The organism is Paenibacillus sp. UNC217MF (genome assembly GCF_000686865.1).
Classification (GTDB): Bacteria; Bacillota; Bacilli; order Paenibacillales; family Paenibacillaceae; genus Paenibacillus_B; species Paenibacillus_B suaedae.
The window spans coordinates 186,554-203,669 of record NZ_JMLT01000008.1; the positions used below are offsets into that span (position 1 = coordinate 186,554).

The following is a 17,116-nucleotide window of genomic DNA, read 5'->3' on the forward strand; positions in this document are numbered from 1 at the left end:
CTGTCAAAGCAAAATGTATGCTGATCCGACTATAGAAAAGAGACATCTCACGTGAGATGTCTCTAACATTCTTCAATATACAATTATTCCCGTTCGAACAAGGCAGCACCAGCAATTCCTGGCTTCGTCATTTCATGTGCATCCAGAATCGTATCCAGCTCTTCTTCCGTCAATACATTGTAGAGCAGGCACAACTCTCGAACGGACTTGCCGTTCTCCGTCGCTTCCCGTGCAATACGGGCTGACACTTCATAACCAAGGTGAGGGCTCAGCGCAGTGATAATGCCGACACTGTTCTCCACTAACTCGCGGCAGTGGTCTTCGTTTGCTTCAATTCCTTCAAGACAGTGCGTCCGGAATACGGTGAACACATTTTGCATCATGCTCAGCGATTGCAGCAGGTTGAATACAAGTACTGGCTCCATGACGTTCAATTCAAGCTGACCCGCTTCCGAGGCAAGACAGATCGTATGATCGTTGCCAATCACTTGGAAAGCTACTTGATTGACAATTTCGCACATAACCGGATTCACCTTGCCCGGCATAATGGATGAACCTGGCTGGCGTGCTGGCAGTCGAATTTCACCAAACCCAGCTCGTGGACCTGAAGCAAGCAAACGCAGGTCATTGGCCATCTTAGACATATTCATCATACATACCTTGAGCGCAGCAGATACTTCCGTATACGCATCCGTATTCTGCGTTGCATCAACAAGATGCTCCGCATGCACGAGCGGCAATTGACTGATATCAGCAAGCAGCTCAACAACACGCTGAATGTATCGCGGATCTGCATTCAAGCCAGTTCCTACAGCCGTTGCGCCCATATTCACTTCATATAAATGCTGCTTCGATTGCTCAATACGGTGCATATCTCTCGCGAGAACACGACTGTATGCTTCGAAGGACTGTCCCAAGCGAATCGGAACTGCATCCTGAAGATGTGTGCGCCCCATCTTAATGACATGATCGAATTGCTTCGCCTTGCTGCAGAATGCGCTGTGAAGCTCCTTCATAACAATGAGCAGCTTATCTACGAGCGTTAAGACAGAAATATGAATTGCAGTAGGAAATGCATCGTTCGTCGATTGCGAACGATTGACGTGATTGTTCGGGCTTAGGCTTGCATAGTCGCCCTTCGCTTTGCCAAGCAATTCAAGCGCTCGGTTCGCAATAACTTCGTTCGCATTCATATTCATCGACGTGCCTGCCCCGCCTTGAATCGGGTCAACGATGAATTGATCATGCCACTGACCGCCAATAATCTCATCAGCGGCTTGTACGATTGCATTGCAAGTGTCTGTTTGAAGCTGCTTCACCTCCATGTTGGCTAGGGCAGCAGCCTTCTTGACGATAGCCAAGCCACGAATCAATTCTTTGTTCATCCGCGTGCCCGATATTGGAAAATTCTCTACGGCACGAAGTGTTTGAATGCCATAGTAGGCTTCGGCTGGTACTTCTTTTTCCCCTAAAAAGTCTTTTTCGATACGAGTCGGGTTCATAATCATTGGATTCCCTTTCCTTCTCTCATGAGTAGTAGGTTCATGTATAAGACAGAAAAAGCAACGCTCGCTTTGATTGTAATACTGTTTCACTAAATGTTCAATTTCTCATTTGGAAAATCATTATATTTAATTTTTTTATTATTCGCTATATAATAGATTAGCAAACATATGTTTGTATGTATGTGTACCATGTGCACGTATAGAAAGGAGATTGTATGAAAGGTTCAACACACCTTAGTATCGGTGTGGCTATCGGAGCCGCAGCTGCGGCGCATTACCCGTTCTCCATTCAGAATGCGTCCATCTACCTCGCAGTTGCTGCGTTATCTGCGCTAAGCGCGGATCTTGATGGCCCAAGCATACTAAGCAGACGAATTGGCAAGGCTGCCAAACGGGTACATACTCTATTGATGTGGCTTGGCGTATGCTGTGCTGCAGGTGCCATCTATCAATATGGAGCGAATGGTTCGTTAAGCCAAGAGGCCATCGTTCTTACAATTGTCGTGCTTCTGCTCGGATTTGTAGCGAAGGAAGGGTTAATTCGCAACATCATGGTCAGCTGTGTCGGTGGGAGCATGCTCATAGGCGGCATCCTGCTTGGATGGAGCTGGCTCATCGGCCTGGGCGTATTCGTTGCCTGGGTGCCATGGCTGAATCATCGGGGATTATCCCACACCATTTGGGCTGCTCTTTTATGGGGAGCTATTGGCTGGGGATTAGAACAACACTTGGAGCTCGAAGGAATTGCGCTCGTATCCTTACTTGGCTACGGTTCCCATCTCATTGCAGATACCTTAACCCCTCGTGGTGTGAAGTGGTTTTATCCACTATATAAGCGGTCGATTAAGCTGCGTCTGTAATGGCGCTGTCTCTTAGACGGTCAACCCGTTCCGTATCATGACAATGATGTGATGTCCCATGCAACTATGTTAATAGACATCCATAGCCTTCATCATTAACTAGGCGAGGAGCCTCTAAGCGGTTGTACAATAGTACTTATCGCGATAGAGGCTCCTTTTCTCATGATTTTAGTAATGCGATATGATTTTGTTGTCGGTACTTCGTTGGACTCGTCTCCATTCGATTCTGGAATACCCGATTGAAGGTCGGATATGAACGAAACCCTGCCTCAAATCCTATTTCCGTTATCTTCATATCCGTACTGATTAACAAGTTGCAAGCATGTGCCACTCGTATCCGCTCTAAGAAGGAGTAGTAGTTCTCTCCGACCATTTGCTTGAAGGCCGTGCTAATATAGGACGAGCTGTAATTATACTTTTGCGCTAAGGACTCAAGCGTAATCTCTTCTTTGAAATTTTGGTATACATAGTAGACAACCTCCCACATTCCCCTTCGCAAATGATCCTCGCCAGTATGGGCGCCCTCATGAAGGTGGGAGATACGATATCGGTCGAACCACACGAATAGCTCGGTAAGCTTCGCAAGATAGATCATCCGGCTCCAAGGCTTATGCTCCTGCATTTCCTCAAACATGTCTTGAAGCAGCAGATGAATGCGCTCAGCGGTGCTTGGATCCAGATGGTATGTCGTATTGCTGTCGCCCTCTGCGCCTTTGAGCAAGCTGTGAAGCGCAAGCAGAGATTCTCCAGCCCCAAAGAAGGCCTTCAGCCCAATTGCCCCAACATACAGCTTCAGCTCCTCACCTTCCCGTATATCCAACTCGTGAACCTGATGTGGGAATACAAGGGTGAAGGTTCCTGGAGTGAGCTCCTTCTCTACCCCATTGATTAGCTCCTTGCCTGAACCCTCTATGACGTATGTAAACTCAATAAAATGATGCACATGTGCGGGAACTGATGCTTCAAGATGATGGATCTTCAATGTGAACGGAAAGTCTCCGTATATCTCCTCATCCCCCTGTAAATTGTATGGATACATCCGCTCACCACCTCTTATCTCTTCGATTGTTTGTCATGATTATTGTATCATAAAAATTGAGAGTTTTTTTAAATTAATGATAGGAGATAAAAATGATTATGTCATATAATACATTGTGTAAGTCATATTTGATATAACATTTCACAAGTTGTGTCTGATGGGAGTATCCATTGCTCCTCCAGCGCAACTGTCTACAAAGGAGCGAACACCGATGAGCTTGCTATCTCACGTAAACCCACTACAAGGTACGGATTCGATATATCCTTATTCCAACGGGAACACATTGCCGCTTATTTCCCTGCCATTTGCTATGAATGCATGGAGTCCACAGACGACTGAAGCTGGTGGCGGCTGGTTCTTCAACCCGAATCACAATCGATTTGAAGGCATTCGACTTACCCACCAGCCGAGCCCTTGGATTGGAGATTACGGACATATGACATTTATGCCGCAATCCGGACCATTGAAAGCTTGGGCACCTGAGCGTTCTTCCTCTTTCCGCAGACAGGACATGATCGTGCGTCCTGACTATTTCAAGGTTCGGATGCTGCGCTATCAGGCTACATTGGAATTGACGCCAACGACGCGCTGCGCAAGCATGCGTCTGACCTTTGACCGTCCTGAGCAGTCTCGTCTAATCCTGTCTCCATTCCCTGGTGAATCTTCGATGAAGATTGATCCGAAGAACGGTACACTGACAGGCTACACGACGGCTAAGGCTGGAGGAACCCCTGACAATTATCGCATGTACTTCGTTGTGAAGTTCGACTGCGCAATCGATGCAGATGCAAGCGGATTGACAAACCATGAATCCAAGCCGGTTGCTGGCTTGTCTGGTACAGATGAGCGCCTCGGTGCATATGTAGGACTGCACGTGCCAGCCAACCGTATTGTTCACGTCCAGGTAAGTACTTCTTTCATCAGTGAAGAACAGGCCTTCATCAACCTCAATCGCGAAATCGGCGAGCGCAGCTTCGATGAAGTACAGAAGCTGGCTGCAGATGTATGGGAGAAGCAGCTAGGCGTCATTCAGGTCGAGAGTGATGACAAGGACAAGCTGGATACGTTCTATACTTGTCTGTATCGGACTTCCCTGTTCCCACATCAAATCCATGAATTTGATGCGAATGATAAGCAAATCCACTTCAGCCCGTACAATGGAAAGATTGAAGATGGCCCTCTCTTCGCAGATATTGGATTCTGGGATACGTACCGTACTTCGTTCCCGCTGTACAACCTGCTCTATCCGTCCTTCATGAATGAAATGATGCAGGGCTGGGTGAATGCTTATAAGGAAGGCGGATGGATGCCGAAATGGGCTTCCCCAGGTGAGCGCAGCATGATGCCTGGTACGTTGATCGACGTCAGCTTCGCAGATTCCGTAGCCAAAGGCGTTACTGGTTTTGATGTTGCCACTGCCTTCGAAGGTTTGTTGAAACATGCGATGACTGTAGCGGATGATCATCGTGTAGGACGCAAAGGAATGCAGGAGTACTTGAAGCATGGCTTCTTGCCTGCTGACATCCATACCCATGAGAGTGTCTGCAATACACTGGATTATGTGTACGGTGACTTCTGTATTGCACAAATTGCGAAGCATCTGGGACGTGATGCGGAGTATGCGCAATTGATGGAACGTGCCCGCAACTACAAGCACCTGTATGATCCAACAATCGGTTTCATGCGCGGTAAACTCGAAGACGGAAGCTGGCTGGAGCCGTTCGACGCTACAGAATGGGGTGGCCCTTATACGGAAGGTGGAGCATGGCAGAGCAGCTGGGCTGTGCAGCATGACCTTCTTGGATTGGCAGACCTGATTGGCGGACGCGAGAAGTTGAAGGAGCGATTGGATGCCTTGTTCGCAGCAGATCCAGAATTCAAGGTAGGGTCCTATGGCTTCGAAATTCATGAAATGTCGGAAATGGCTGCAATTGACTTCGGTCAGTTCGCGATCAGCAATCAGCCAAGCTTCCATATTCCATATGTGTATACTGCGTTAGGCTACCCATCCTTGACTCAATATTGGGTGCGCAAGACGATGGACGAACTGTTCAGTGCTCAGCCTGACGGCTTGCCTGGCGATGAGGATAACGGCAGCTTGACAGCTTGGTATGTATTCGGTGCAATGGGCATCTTCCCTCTTACACCAGGGGTACCGCAATACGTACTAGGGACACCAATGTTCAAGAAGATGACTGTCAACTTGGACAACGGCAAGCAGATTGTCATTGAGGCACCGAACAACTCTTCGGAGACGAAATATGTTGCAGGTGTACAAGTAAATGGCGAGCACGTATCCAACCTGTATATTGATCACGATCAGTTGAAGAATGGGGCCTCGTTGTCCTTCACGATGGCAGCAGAACCGCAGCAGCAGCAATATGAAGAGACAGCCCTGCCATATGCAATGTCAAGAGCATAAGGATGTCATATCGTCTCGAACGTAATTAAGCTCGTTGCGTAGATATTAACGAACAAGAATGAAACAAGACTAGGGGTGCTCCGGTCAACATCCGACCTGGAACACCCCTATTTCTCTACAATGCGCTCTGCAGCCTGAAGGGCCGTCAGTCTCTCCATCGCCAACTGCACTGCCATCACATCATCAATATATCCAATTGGGAACAGATAATCTGGAATAATGTCTGCCGATAAAATGAAATACAGCAGTGCGCTCCCTAATACGGCACGTTCTTCTACTGTTCCTTGTTCGCTGCAATATTGGGTGTACGTATCATTCAATTGATCGATAAATGGTCCCCAACCGCTTACTTCCTTCACCTTGGCATGGAAATTGTCGCGAATCATTCGATCTCCTTCATTGGTTTGCGCGTATTGCTCGTATTTATCCAGTTCTAGACGTACATGCTCCTTCGTGAATGGATAATCAAGCAGCTGTATGGACTTGAGTATGAATTGAAGGCTATCCTCCTGTAATTCATCTCCAATCGGTACCACTGGTACCGTGCTCAATTTGCCGAACTCGACGCCAACCGCCTCCATGAGCTGTTCAACGGGAATTGATAAATGCTTGGAAAATGAAGTTAGATGGTGTATCTTAGCGGGCTGCTTGCCGTTAATAATTCGAGAAATCGTAGCGGTATCCATTCCAGTCCGCTCCCCCAATTTGCGCATGGAGAGCGAATGCTCCTTCATCGATTTTTTCAACATGTCACCGAGTGGGTTGTTCTGTTCGATGGTTATCACCCCTTGTCGCAGTCATATTCTACTGCTCATTCTCGCTCTGTTTATGACATGTATATGCACAAGTTCGCCTAGCCTACCCCATAAATTTGACATCAACGTATGACCAAGTTTGAATGAGGAAGGCCACAGATGTAGACAGATAAGCATTCATTGCAACCACCTCAACACATCTCCCATCAGCATGCGGTTGATTCTTATCACAGGCCAATCAGCTTGCTGTTGATTTTTTTTCAACATTTCGGCGATTCCGGTTCACAACTCTCAACATCGTGACATATGATACCTCAACAGTGCTGCAAGCGGCACCGGATTATACCCACAATAAGGAGTTGAACAGCTATGTATTACTGCCTGCAATGTTCCAAAGTCCATCAAGAGGATGGCACATCGGTAGTATTTCGGAATGTGTTCTATGTAGATGAGATGAGCAAACGCAAATTCCAGCTTGGAGATTGTCATTCGAACCCCCCCCTGCCCTATTCAGCAGGAAGTGAGCATCAGCTAGTGTTCGTGCCTCCGAGGGAAACTGTGCTGCAGATGCTTCACGATTGACAGGACGGCAAATGACATTCAATAAACAACCATTTATTACTTCGAATCAAGGGAATTAACCAAGGGAGAGATTCATCATGCAATGGATTATGATTATAGGATTAGCAGTCGCTTCGAGTATAGATAATTTAGGGGTGGGAATATCGTACGGAATACGGAAAATACGAATTGGAGTGCTTTCGAATCTATTCATTTCGCTCATCTGCTTCATTTTCAGTATGGCCGGTCTCATGTTCGGTCAATGGATATCGCAGGTTCTTCCTGGTATACTGCCTACCTTGCTTGCCGCACTCATCCTGCTTATTGTCGGCATCCGCATTGTTCTACTGACCTCTCACCATGGCAGCTCGACGGAGACCACAGCAGTAGAAGCAAGCAGTGAAGCTAATTCAAGCTCTTCACTAGAACGAATGCTGCAGAGACCAGAGGAAGCGGATAAGGATAAATCGGGAACGATTAACTTATGGGAAGCAGCTGTGCTTGGTGTTGCACTGTCTGCCAATGCGCTTACAAATGGCCTAAGTGCTGGACTTATCGGATTATCACCGCTCGCCATATCCCTAACCGCAGCGATCGGCAGTTTTGTCACATTGTGGCTGGGTGCCGTGCTTGGGCAGAAGATGGCCAACATTCGCATAGGACGCTATACAGTAGGACAATTCAGCACGGTGCTAAGCGGAGCTATCATCATTCTTGTCGCTATCAATTCCTTCTTCTAACCTAACTAACATAAGAGACCCTGTCTGCTATGCGTTCAAGGCATAGCAGACAGGGTCTCTTATCATTTATGGAAGACGATTGACAGCAACTTCATTAAGAATCATTGCACTGCCACCGCCGATTAATTTTGTCTTGATACCATATACAACGCAATCCAGATGAGAACGAAGCCTGAAATTTGCGCTGCAGTGACCGCCTGATGGAACACGAACCAATTCATCATCATCCCTACCAATGGGAATGACAACTCAGCCAGAGTCGCATATGAGGCCTTGGTAGTCGATAGACCGCGATAATACAGCAAGAGACTAACCAATCCTGGAAGAAGAGCCTGCAAGAAGATGTAGAACGACAGTGTCCCCCATTCTGATGCGGCGAAATTCCAGCTTGGTGACTCCCATGATGTCAGCACGATGAGCAGAGGGAGTGCCATCAAAAATCGCAGCGATGTGACCGTCTCATATTCCATTCTGTCGAGAAGCAACCGTCCCATAACTGTGGAACCGCCCCATAGGAACGCTGCTCCAAGTGCCAATAGACTGCTGAAGCCAATGACTTCATTATAATGCCCAATTGGCAAAGACCATCCAAATGTCAATAAATACGTACCGATAATAGCAAGAATAAGCAGTAGCGAGAAGCGACGCGGAAGCGTCTCCTTCAACAACAGCCGCGCTAAAATAATTGCAAAGACTGGTTGCAGCTTCTGCAGCAGCAGTACGCCATTCGCATCACCATGTGCAAATGCTTCGGTAAACATAATGGTCGCTACTACTGAGCCGCCCCATGACAGGAACAGCAATGCCAGTACATGCTTCCATGTGCAGTTGCGCAGCTCTTTCCGGTGCATCCATAACACCGGGATCGCGTACAAGGCGAGCATCAGATGCTCAATCAATACAATTTGGGTCGAAGTCATAGACTCCATGACCCATACCCGGAACAGTGGGCCAATTCCCCACAGTGCCGCGCCCATCGCAACGAACCATACTCCTCTTGCGGAGCTGCTCATGCGTGTGTCGGCCTGGATACGATGTTCCATATTCAATAACCTCCAAGGTTGTTGAATATAGGATCTAGACATGCAGAAGAGAAAAATTCGCATTAGACCTGTTGTTGTATGCAGTTGTACCAAACAACGTGTGCGAGATCTTCTTCCATCCGGACTATACCGTCGGCCTTGGCTTTTCACCAAGTCAGTCGCTGTTCTTCCGTTCGATGCTTACATGTTACAAGTAACCGAGTAAGCGAACAACGAGTCGCGGGCTCGGGTGCAGCTGCACCCATACCGCCGGTCAGGAATTTCACCCTGCCCTGAAGATCCATATTCAATCCACATAGTAGCATGCTGTTGCTTCCTTGACATGCCCTGACTTCATTATATCTAGATTTTCAGATTGAGCAATATGACATTTCGCATTTTCATGAAAGTTTTCACCATTTGCATATATTACCATCCCGACTTTTCAATCGACCCTTCTTCATTCAATCGTTGCATCCCTGTCTATTTCATCTACAATAGATCATATACAGCGGCACAATCATTTATTGAGGGGGATTGTCAATGTCAATTGTCCGTTTGAGCAAGGAACAGTTTACTGAAGCCATATCGCTATCCGAGTATGCTTTCCAGTACAGCGTTGATCCTGAAGACTATGATAACTATTTGCATAAGTTGGGGAAACATGAGATTTTTGGTGTGTACGATGAAGGCAAGCTCGCTGCGAAGCTTCATATCCTTCCTTTTCACATCTATATCGGCCAGAATAAGCTGAAGATGGGTGGAATCGGTGGGGTTGCCACCTATCCTGAATTTCGACGCAAAGGATATGCCAAGCAATTGCTGCACCACTCACTGCGCGTGATGCAGGCCGCTGGAACTTCTATATCCATGCTCTATCCTTTCTCCATCCCCTTCTATCGCAAAGCAGGCTGGGAAGTATTCAGCGACCGCATGACTTGCCAATTTACCCGTCATGATCTAATTCCATTGAATCCTGAACTGGCAGGCATTGTTCGCCGCTTTACCAAGGATACGCATTCTACTGATATTGAAGCGGTATATGACGCATGGTCATCACAGCATTCAGGTATGGTCGTTCGCGATCACGAATGGTGGCTTGCTCACTATCATCATCGCACCGCGGCGGTCTACTATAGTGAGCATTCGCAGCCTCAAGGGTATATGTTGTATGAGATAAAAAATAATGCTATGCATGTACATGAATTCATGTGCGTTACAAGGGATTCTAGACAGGGGCTATGGAATTATATTTGTCAGCATGATTCTATGGTAGAGCAAGTAAATATGCGTCTTTGTGAGAATGAGCGCCTGTTTTTCGCCTTGAACCTTCCACGAATTGTGCGTACCATACAACCTTTTGTCATGGCACGAATTGTAGATATTACATTATTTCTACAGCAATATACGTTTGCACCTGTACCTGCACACCCTCCCCTCTCTCTGTACATAAGTGACGACCAGGCTCCGTGGAATAATGTAGTCATTCAATTTGAGAACGGGCAAGCTGCTATTCACTCTCACAATGAGAAGCAGGTTCGTACCACTGTCAACACGACCAACACCCTGTCCATGAACATTAGAGCACTCACAACTATGCTGCTAGGTTATCAGCGACCATGCGAATTATTCGATAACGGATTTATTGCAGGTTCCATCAACAGTATTGAAACTCTAGAGCAGTTCGTTCCGCGACTTCATCCATATATATCCGACGCTTTCTAAGCTAAGCGAGTAAGTAAGTATGAGCATTCATCTCCCAATGGCATTACAGTCCGATCATTGCAACGTCTCTCCCTCTCAATTGAGCAATAGGATTGAGAATCACAATTCATCTTCGTTATAATAAGCTGTATGAATCTATGTAAGGGAGTTTTTGCAATGACGCGTAGTGCAGTAGAACAACAAATTATCGACAATTATGAGCGGGATGAGCAAATGATGATTCTTATCTTTGCACAATGGTGTGTGAACCATGATCTTGATCCAGCCGAGCTCTATCATCGCGCATACCCGAAGCAGGGCGACAACTATCGATTGCAGCAGGCAATTGATCTTACGGTTCCGAAGGAGGAGGCCGGACCGATCCCTGACGACACTTTGTTCGCCGTGCTGTCCATGTACAACAACGAAGATCTTGCCTTCGTCGTCTCAGAAGAGTTGGAGAAGATGAAGCAGTCTAACAACAAATAAGGATTACTTGGATTCGCATTAGGAATGCATAGGTATCAGTGCGTATAAGTTTACTGCAAATATGGAATAGTAAGCCATGATTGACCGATTCTAACCTACATCAAGGAGTATATTTGCATATGAAACGCATTCTGATTGCCACTGCTCTCCTCTGCTTGCTTGCCGCAAGCATTCAGCCAGCCGCATACGCCGGACAGGGTCCCGCATTCCACTTTGGATTCAAGAAGAGTGTAAACGGCAAGCTTCCTTCGATTGACGAGGAAGGCTTCAAACCGACGATTGAGAAGCACGGAGCTATTTTTCTCGGAGATACAAACAAAAAAATGATTTACTTAACCTTCGATAACGGATACGAAAATGGATACACGGCTCAAATTCTGGATACGTTGAAGGCGAAGAAGGTTCCAGCCATCTTTTTCGTTACCGGACATTATGTAAATACGCAGCCAGATCTACTGAAGCGAATGATTAACGAGGGACATCTGATCGGCAATCACTCGTGGAGTCATCCGGATATGACCACCATATCGGATGAGCAGATACGAACCGAACTGGATAAGGTCAAACAGGCGGTATCAGCTGTCACGGGCAAGCAGGATATGCCTTATCTGCGACCACCACGTGGTATCTTTAATGACCGGACTCTAGCCATCACGAAGAATATGGGGTACACGAATGTATTCTGGTCCGTGGCTTACTTGGATTGGGATGTCAATGCCCAACGGGGAACGAGCTATGCATATGATAAGGTTGTAAAGCAGCTTCATCCTGGAGCGGTCATTCTGCTCCACTCCATATCGAAGGATAATGCCGGGGCCCTTGGCGCCATTATTGACGGTGCACGTCAACAAGGATATGAATTTGCAAGCCTCGATCAACTCAACGTACAGCAATCCAAATAGAAACAATCATTACTTGTTCAACGCAAGCTGATGAGCGCAATTAAGGGCTGGGGACGGTCATTCGTCCCACAGTCCTTTTTTTTAGGTTGATAATCATGATTTTTATTTCAAGTTGGGGGCAGTTGGTGTATACTAGCACATTGTGATTACCATTCATTCATTCATTCATATACCGAGGTGTCTTCTGCTCATGTCATCAAGAAAATCATCGCATCTGTATGCCCTGCTCATCGTAGGAATGATCGCAATCTCTTTCTCGGCCATTTTTGTGAAATGGTCAACTGCCCCCGCCGCTGTCATTGGCATGTATCGTCTCCTGATAACGAATATCGTGCTTCTGCCATGGGCGTGGTCATATCGATCCGAATGGAGCTCTGTCCAGCGCAATGATTGGCTGCGTCTGTTCCTGTCAGGCTTCTTCCTCGGTTTGCACTTTCTCTTCTGGATGGAGTCGCTGCGCTATACGACTGTAGCGAGCTCGACCGTTCTGCTTGCCTTGGAACCCATACTTGTAATGGCCGGATCATTCTGGATTTTCAAACAACGAACGACGAGAAATTCATTAATTGGTGTCGGGATTGCTTTATGCGGCATGCTGCTCATTGGCTGGGGTGATATGGCCATTTCCGGGAGAGCGTTATATGGAGACATTTTATCTATCCTTGGTACGATTTCGGTCGTCATACACATGCTGCTAGGTCAGGATTTGCGACAGCGCGTCTCGTCTTACGTCTATAACTTTACCGTTTTTCTCGTAGCTGGTCTGGCGTTGGCTGTCTACAACCTTTCCGCAGGCTACTCCTTTATTGGATATGAAGCTAGAGAATGGCTCTTATTCGCATTAATGGCTGTCATCCCAACCGTGCTTGGACATATGCTGTTCAACTGGTTGTTGAAGTACACAAGCGCCACATCGATTTCGATGAGCGTGCTCGGCGAGCCTGTAGGTGCTACCGTTCTCGCGTGGCTTCTATTGGGAGAATCATTAACGACTACCCAATTTATTGCCTGTGTGCTTCTCATTGCTGGGGTATGGATATTCCTCATGAGTGAACGACGGGCGAACCACTCCACTCCAGCTGCAGCAATGGACCCGAACACGACTCGTTCGGTCTCCTAATCAACTACATCCCATTCAATCGTATCATTCAACTGTTAACGACAAAAAAGCCGATGCTCGCAGATGCGAATATCGGCTTCTTCTAACCTTCCGGTTTATCTAAACGCTAGAGAGAAATTACTTCTTGACGTACACCGGCTTCACACATACCGGCTTAGACACCTCAACAGACTGCCCTGTACTCGTGAGCTTGCCAGTCGAATTATCTACACGGAATACGACAATATTGTTCGCATCTCGATTAGCAGCCAGCAAATACGCTCCTCCAGGTGTCAATGCAAAGTGACGGGGATGACCTCCCTCTGTTGAAACAAATTGTACAGTCGTCAATTTGCCAGTGTCAGGCTGTACTTCGTATACAACGATACTGTCGTGTCCACGATTGGATCCATACAAGTACTTTCCATCTTCTGAAATGGCGATCTCTGCACAATAGCTCTCGCCATCGAAGTCCACAGGAAGTGTCGACACCGTCTCAATCGCATGGAGCTCACCATTGCTCGCGTCGTATGAGAACACACTCACCGTTGAATTCAATTCATTGATGACGTAGACGAATTGACCATTCGGGTGGAATGTCAAATGACGCGGCCCAGATCCTGCTGGAACCTCATATTCACCGTGCGGAACAAGCACGTGGCGCTCCTTATCTATGGAATAGCACTTCACCCGGTCAATCCCCAAGTCAGACACGTAGATATACTTCTCATCTGGACTGAAAAATGCAGAATGCGGATGCGGCTGGTTCTGATTCGGATGCGGGCCATGGCCGTGATGCTGCTGTACATCAAGCTGGCTTCCTACTTGTCCATCTTCTAGGAGCTCTACCAATCCAATGCGGCCGCCATGATAGCTGGCAACAATCAGGTAACGGCTCTGAGAGTCTCGTTGAATATGGCATGTCGGAGCATCAAGTGAGAAGGCGCGGTTCAATTGCGTCAGCTTGCCTGAAGCTGTATCTATTGCGAAGCTAACTACCTCCGCAGTCTTCGAACCATCTTCAATGACACATTCTCCAATGGAATAGAGCTTCTGCTGATCAACATCGACATTGATGAACGTTGGATTTTTCAACCCTGCTGCTTCATCCAGCTTCGTCAATTGACCAGTCTTCTCATCCATCGAGTATACATAAAGTCCAGAAGAATCTGCTTCAGCATACGATCCAACAAACACTAACATACGTTGTTCCATGTATGTAACTCCCTTCGGTGTTGTCCTTATGTAATATAGGAACTGATATTGTGTCTCTACTTTACACTTGGTACAGCGGAATATCAACATCCGAGGCTCAATCAACAGAATCAAATAGAGAGAGCCGCACAATATGACAGCTCTCCCTCTCGTTTTGAATAACTTATATGTGCTCAGGGATAATGCCTGCTGGGATTCTCCCATCTGGCCCTAAGTAATACCGATGTGTTGGTGTCAGCTTCTCATCAAGCTCGTACACAAGCGGTGTCCCTGTTGGTATGTTCAAATCTGCAATGCCGTCGGCAGGGATTTTGTCCAGATACTTCACAAGCGCCCGCAGTGTATTGCCATGAGCAGCAATGATGACCCGCTCCCCTGCTTGAATTGCCGGAGCAATGGTCTCATGCCAATAAGCAAGCACTCGCTTCTCCGTATCTTCCAAGTTCTCTGTTAGCGGGAATTGACCCGGCTGCAAGGAAGCATATTTCCGATCTGCTGCTTCATAGCGTGAATCAGTCGGCTCCAATGCAGGTGGACGTACATCCACCGATCGCCGCCACAGATGAACCTGCTCTTCCCCATACTTCTCTGCTGTCTCCGCCTTATTCAATCCTTGCAGCGCCCCATAATGACGTTCATTCAGCTTCCATGTATGGTGGATAGGAATCCACATCTGATCCATCTCATGCAATGCAATCCATAGGGTTCGTATGGCCCGCTTCAGCACAGAAGTATACGCGATGTCAAATACGAATCCATGCTGGCGCAATATCTCACCCGCCTGTCTCGCTTCAATAAGACCTTGTTCAGACAGATCGACATCCGTCCAACCTGTAAATCTATTTTCCAAATTCCATACGCTTTGTCCATGTCGAATCAGCACAAGTTTAGCCATAAGTTGCCCCTTTCTGTGAGCGAGCCACGTTCACGCCATGTTAGACAATCATATTTGATCATGTCCTTCTATTCTTTTTTTAACCAAAATGAAAGGCGATGAAACAATTGCGAAAACTAATGAAAACAATATGTAATCCATACACAATTATTCCCTACTCCTGGCTACCGCTCGGCCACAGAGTGGATTACGTCTAACAGCTGTTCGATCGCATCGCCTTGACGATAATGTCTCATCTTCTCCCGCATCACTTCTTTATTGGCATAAGCGCTATAAATGGCTTCGATAAATGCAGACCCTTCTATTTCTTCTTCAAGCAGAACATGGCAATAACCGGCGGATTGAAAGGAGCGAGCATTCTGTATTTGATCTCCCCTGCTCGCCTTCTTAGACAACGGGATCAGCAGCATAGGAATCTGCAGCTTCAAATACTCAAATATTGCATTGGAACCTGCTCTTGAAATGACCAGATCAGCAGCTGCAAGCGCATCGCCAAGCTCTTCCTTCATATATTCGTATTGTTGATAGCCGCGATACGTAATGGAAGGATCAACATTCCCTTTTCCACATATATGTATAATCTGATATTGTTCCAATAACTTCGGCAGACTGCTCCGAATTCGCTCATTCAATCGTTTAGAGCCTTGACTTCCGCCCATGAAGAGAAGTACTGGCTTCGTACGTGTAAAGCCGCATGCATTTAACCCTCTGGATCTACTGCCCAGCAGCAGCTCAGAACGAACAACTGCTCCCACATAGATAGACTTGCGCTGCTTCACATGTTCTATCGTCTCCGGAAACGTAACACATACCTTCGTGGCAAAGGGCAAGGCCATCTGATTCGCCAATCCTGGGGTAAGGTCTGATTCATGAATAATAACCGGCACACGATTCAACCAAGCACCAATGACAACAGGGACCGATACAAATCCCCCCTTAGAGAAGACCACCTCAGGCTGATATGTACGGATATATTGATACGCCTGCCATGTCCCCTTCAATACACGGAATGGATCCTTTACATTGTTCCAGTCCCAATATCGGCGCAGCTTGCCCGTTGCAATCTTACAGTATTCTACCCCATCTAAGCCAACAATCAGTTCGGCCTCGATTCCATGCCGGGAACCAATGTATCGTACTTCCCATCCTCTGTTGATAAACTTAGGGATGAGAGCAAGGTTCACAGCCACATGTCCTGTCGTTCCTCCACCAGTAAAAAGGATGCGTCTTGTCACATTCAGGCACCTCGCCATCTATCTGTAAATGAACCAATCCGCACGAAACGTTCCTCTAACAACTTGCCTGCTCATAAAAAATGATTCGGTTGCCAAATGGATCAGTGACACACATTTCATGTTCATCCGGATCAAGTCCAGGTTTCGCGTATTTATACTGCTTGCCGCGCATCTCAGCATGCAGCTGCCGTATATGGCTAACTTCAATTCGCACTGCCGAGCCAGGACAGCAATCCCCATGATGCTCTGATAAATGAAGTATGCAATTGCCGCGTGCTACCTGCATGTACAATGGGGAATCTTCTCCGTAGCGATGTTCCCACTCCATTCGGAATCCTAAGAAATCTACGTAAAATTCACGCGCTTTATGCTCATCGAATATTCGCAATATCGGTATAGCTTCTCGGAACGAAATATCCTCCATGTTAACTCCCTCAATTCGACTCAGAATATCACATTGATTTATTATCGAAATGATACCACAATTTGGTTACATACACACACTATTCCCGCTTCATTCGTTGCGAACCCTCTCACCTTTATCCGTCTTCTTGACTGACTCTTGACTGCTAACTCCTTCAACAAAAAACGGCACAAGAGCAGTAGCCCTTGTGCCGTTATCATTGCGTTTCATGAATAAATCAGCCTATTAATTGCGATTGTTCCATGCGCA

General features: G+C 46.9%; 16 protein-coding genes and 1 riboswitch. Of the genes, 8 read left to right on the plus strand and 8 right to left on the minus strand.

The window, feature by feature from the left end:
* Positions 1–83 precede the first annotated feature (83 nt).
* Positions 84–1,502, minus strand: a complete 1,419-nt coding sequence (gene aspA, locus BP95_RS0104345; RefSeq protein ID WP_090513790.1) for an aspartate ammonia-lyase — start codon at positions 1,500–1,502, stop codon at positions 84–86.
* 218 nt (positions 1,503–1,720) lie between these two features.
* On the opposite strand from aspA, the gene BP95_RS0104350 reads away from it, so the two are divergent.
* A complete protein-coding gene (locus tag BP95_RS0104350; RefSeq protein WP_021253674.1) occupies positions 1,721–2,365 on the plus strand; it encodes a metal-dependent hydrolase in 645 nt (214 codons plus the stop codon).
* A 160-nt stretch (positions 2,366–2,525) separates the two neighbouring features.
* Here BP95_RS0104350 and BP95_RS0104355 read toward each other — a convergent pair whose 3' ends face one another.
* Complete coding sequence (locus tag BP95_RS0104355; RefSeq protein WP_021253675.1) at positions 2,526–3,404, minus strand: AraC family transcriptional regulator; 879 nt, start codon at positions 3,402–3,404, stop codon at positions 2,526–2,528.
* 211 nt (positions 3,405–3,615) lie between these two features.
* Between BP95_RS0104355 and BP95_RS0104360 the strand changes: the two genes are divergently transcribed.
* Positions 3,616–5,826, plus strand: a complete 2,211-nt coding sequence (locus BP95_RS0104360) for a GH92 family glycosyl hydrolase (RefSeq protein WP_028531494.1) — start codon at positions 3,616–3,618, stop codon at positions 5,824–5,826.
* 107 nt (positions 5,827–5,933) lie between these two features.
* On the opposite strand, the gene BP95_RS0104365 is transcribed toward BP95_RS0104360, so the two are convergent.
* Entirely contained in the window at positions 5,934–6,575 is a 642-nt protein-coding gene (locus tag BP95_RS0104365) for a DUF1232 domain-containing protein (RefSeq protein ID WP_051249901.1), read from the minus strand.
* Positions 6,576–6,950: 375 nt separating this feature from the next.
* Here BP95_RS0104365 and BP95_RS34460 point away from each other — a divergent pair, with 375 nt between their 5' ends.
* Together BP95_RS34460 and ytaF are read left to right on the plus strand one after the other, a co-directional pair.
* Positions 6,951–7,163, plus strand: a complete 213-nt coding sequence (locus BP95_RS34460; RefSeq protein ID WP_021253678.1) for a DUF3973 domain-containing protein — start codon at positions 6,951–6,953, stop codon at positions 7,161–7,163.
* Positions 7,164–7,240: 77 nt separating this feature from the next.
* A complete protein-coding gene (ytaF, locus tag BP95_RS0104375) occupies positions 7,241–7,882 on the plus strand; it encodes a sporulation membrane protein YtaF (protein ID WP_028531496.1) in 642 nt (213 codons plus the stop codon).
* Positions 7,883–8,004: 122 nt separating this feature from the next.
* Here the strand turns inward: ytaF and BP95_RS0104380 are convergent, their stop codons facing one another.
* Positions 8,005–8,925 carry a DMT family transporter gene (locus BP95_RS0104380; RefSeq protein ID WP_028531497.1) on the minus strand — a complete coding sequence of 307 codons (921 nt, stop codon included), beginning with the start codon at positions 8,923–8,925 and terminating at the stop codon, positions 8,005–8,007.
* A 103-nt stretch (positions 8,926–9,028) separates the two neighbouring features.
* Positions 9,029–9,209, minus strand: a riboswitch (FMN riboswitch).
* Between the two features lie 238 nt (positions 9,210–9,447).
* On the opposite strand from BP95_RS0104380, the gene BP95_RS0104390 reads away from it, so the two are divergent.
* From BP95_RS0104390 to BP95_RS0104405, 4 genes are all read left to right on the plus strand, one after another.
* Positions 9,448–10,629: a GNAT family N-acetyltransferase gene (locus BP95_RS0104390; protein ID WP_028531498.1), complete on the plus strand. Its 1,182-nt coding sequence runs from the start codon at positions 9,448–9,450 to the stop codon at positions 10,627–10,629.
* Between the two features lie 156 nt (positions 10,630–10,785).
* Positions 10,786–11,097 carry a hypothetical protein gene (locus tag BP95_RS0104395; RefSeq protein ID WP_021255013.1) on the plus strand — a complete coding sequence of 104 codons (312 nt, stop codon included), beginning with the start codon at positions 10,786–10,788 and terminating at the stop codon, positions 11,095–11,097.
* A gap of 119 nt (positions 11,098–11,216) precedes the next feature.
* Positions 11,217–11,999: a delta-lactam-biosynthetic de-N-acetylase gene (gene pdaA / locus BP95_RS0104400; RefSeq protein WP_028531499.1), complete on the plus strand. Its 783-nt coding sequence runs from the start codon at positions 11,217–11,219 to the stop codon at positions 11,997–11,999.
* Positions 12,000–12,189: 190 nt separating this feature from the next.
* Positions 12,190–13,119 carry a DMT family transporter gene (locus BP95_RS0104405; protein ID WP_021255015.1) on the plus strand — a complete coding sequence of 310 codons (930 nt, stop codon included), beginning with the start codon at positions 12,190–12,192 and terminating at the stop codon, positions 13,117–13,119.
* A gap of 117 nt (positions 13,120–13,236) precedes the next feature.
* Here the strand turns inward: BP95_RS0104405 and BP95_RS0104410 are convergent, their stop codons facing one another.
* The 4 genes from BP95_RS0104410 to BP95_RS0104425 all read right to left on the minus strand — a co-directional run bounded on the left by BP95_RS0104410 (position 13,237) and on the right by BP95_RS0104425 (position 16,867).
* Positions 13,237–14,313, minus strand: a complete 1,077-nt coding sequence (locus BP95_RS0104410; RefSeq protein WP_028531500.1) for a lactonase family protein — start codon at positions 14,311–14,313, stop codon at positions 13,237–13,239.
* A 163-nt stretch (positions 14,314–14,476) separates the two neighbouring features.
* Positions 14,477–15,208 (minus strand): 2,3-diphosphoglycerate-dependent phosphoglycerate mutase, encoded by a 732-nt coding sequence (gene gpmA / locus BP95_RS0104415; protein ID WP_028531501.1) that lies wholly within the window; start codon positions 15,206–15,208, stop codon positions 14,477–14,479.
* 164 nt (positions 15,209–15,372) lie between these two features.
* Positions 15,373–16,443 carry an undecaprenyldiphospho-muramoylpentapeptide beta-N-acetylglucosaminyltransferase gene (locus BP95_RS0104420; protein WP_028531502.1) on the minus strand — a complete coding sequence of 357 codons (1,071 nt, stop codon included), beginning with the start codon at positions 16,441–16,443 and terminating at the stop codon, positions 15,373–15,375.
* A 55-nt stretch (positions 16,444–16,498) separates the two neighbouring features.
* The gene (locus BP95_RS0104425; protein ID WP_028531503.1) at positions 16,499–16,867 is read right to left on the minus strand and encodes a glyoxalase superfamily protein; all 369 of its coding nucleotides are present in this window, start codon (positions 16,865–16,867) and stop codon (positions 16,499–16,501) included.
* Positions 16,868–17,116 lie beyond the last annotated feature (249 nt).

What these genes read in the sequence shown, in the direction of transcription:
- BP95_RS0104425 (WP_028531503.1), bottom strand. Translation starts at nt 16,867, where the DNA reads ATGGAGGATATTTCGTTCCGAGAAGCTATACCGATATTGCGAATATTC.
- aspA (WP_090513790.1), bottom strand. Translation starts at nt 1,502, where the DNA reads ATGAACCCGACTCGTATCGAAAAAGACTTTTTAGGGGAAAAAGAAGTA.
- ytaF (WP_028531496.1), top strand. Translation starts at nt 7,241, where the DNA reads ATGCAATGGATTATGATTATAGGATTAGCAGTCGCTTCGAGTATAGAT.
- BP95_RS34460 (WP_021253678.1), top strand. Translation starts at nt 6,951, where the DNA reads ATGTATTACTGCCTGCAATGTTCCAAAGTCCATCAAGAGGATGGCACA.
- BP95_RS0104355 (WP_021253675.1), bottom strand. Translation starts at nt 3,404, where the DNA reads ATGTATCCATACAATTTACAGGGGGATGAGGAGATATACGGAGACTTT.
- BP95_RS0104380 (WP_028531497.1), bottom strand. Translation starts at nt 8,925, where the DNA reads ATGGAACATCGTATCCAGGCCGACACACGCATGAGCAGCTCCGCAAGA.
- BP95_RS0104350 (WP_021253674.1), top strand. Translation starts at nt 1,721, where the DNA reads ATGAAAGGTTCAACACACCTTAGTATCGGTGTGGCTATCGGAGCCGCA.
- BP95_RS0104395 (WP_021255013.1), top strand. Translation starts at nt 10,786, where the DNA reads ATGACGCGTAGTGCAGTAGAACAACAAATTATCGACAATTATGAGCGG.
- BP95_RS0104390 (WP_028531498.1), top strand. Translation starts at nt 9,448, where the DNA reads ATGTCAATTGTCCGTTTGAGCAAGGAACAGTTTACTGAAGCCATATCG.
- BP95_RS0104410 (WP_028531500.1), bottom strand. Translation starts at nt 14,313, where the DNA reads ATGGAACAACGTATGTTAGTGTTTGTTGGATCGTATGCTGAAGCAGAT.
- gpmA (WP_028531501.1), bottom strand. Translation starts at nt 15,208, where the DNA reads ATGGCTAAACTTGTGCTGATTCGACATGGACAAAGCGTATGGAATTTG.
- pdaA (WP_028531499.1), top strand. Translation starts at nt 11,217, where the DNA reads ATGAAACGCATTCTGATTGCCACTGCTCTCCTCTGCTTGCTTGCCGCA.
- BP95_RS0104360 (WP_028531494.1), top strand. Translation starts at nt 3,616, where the DNA reads ATGAGCTTGCTATCTCACGTAAACCCACTACAAGGTACGGATTCGATA.
- BP95_RS0104365 (WP_051249901.1), bottom strand. Translation starts at nt 6,575, where the DNA reads ATGTTGAAAAAATCGATGAAGGAGCATTCGCTCTCCATGCGCAAATTG.
- BP95_RS0104405 (WP_021255015.1), top strand. Translation starts at nt 12,190, where the DNA reads ATGTCATCAAGAAAATCATCGCATCTGTATGCCCTGCTCATCGTAGGA.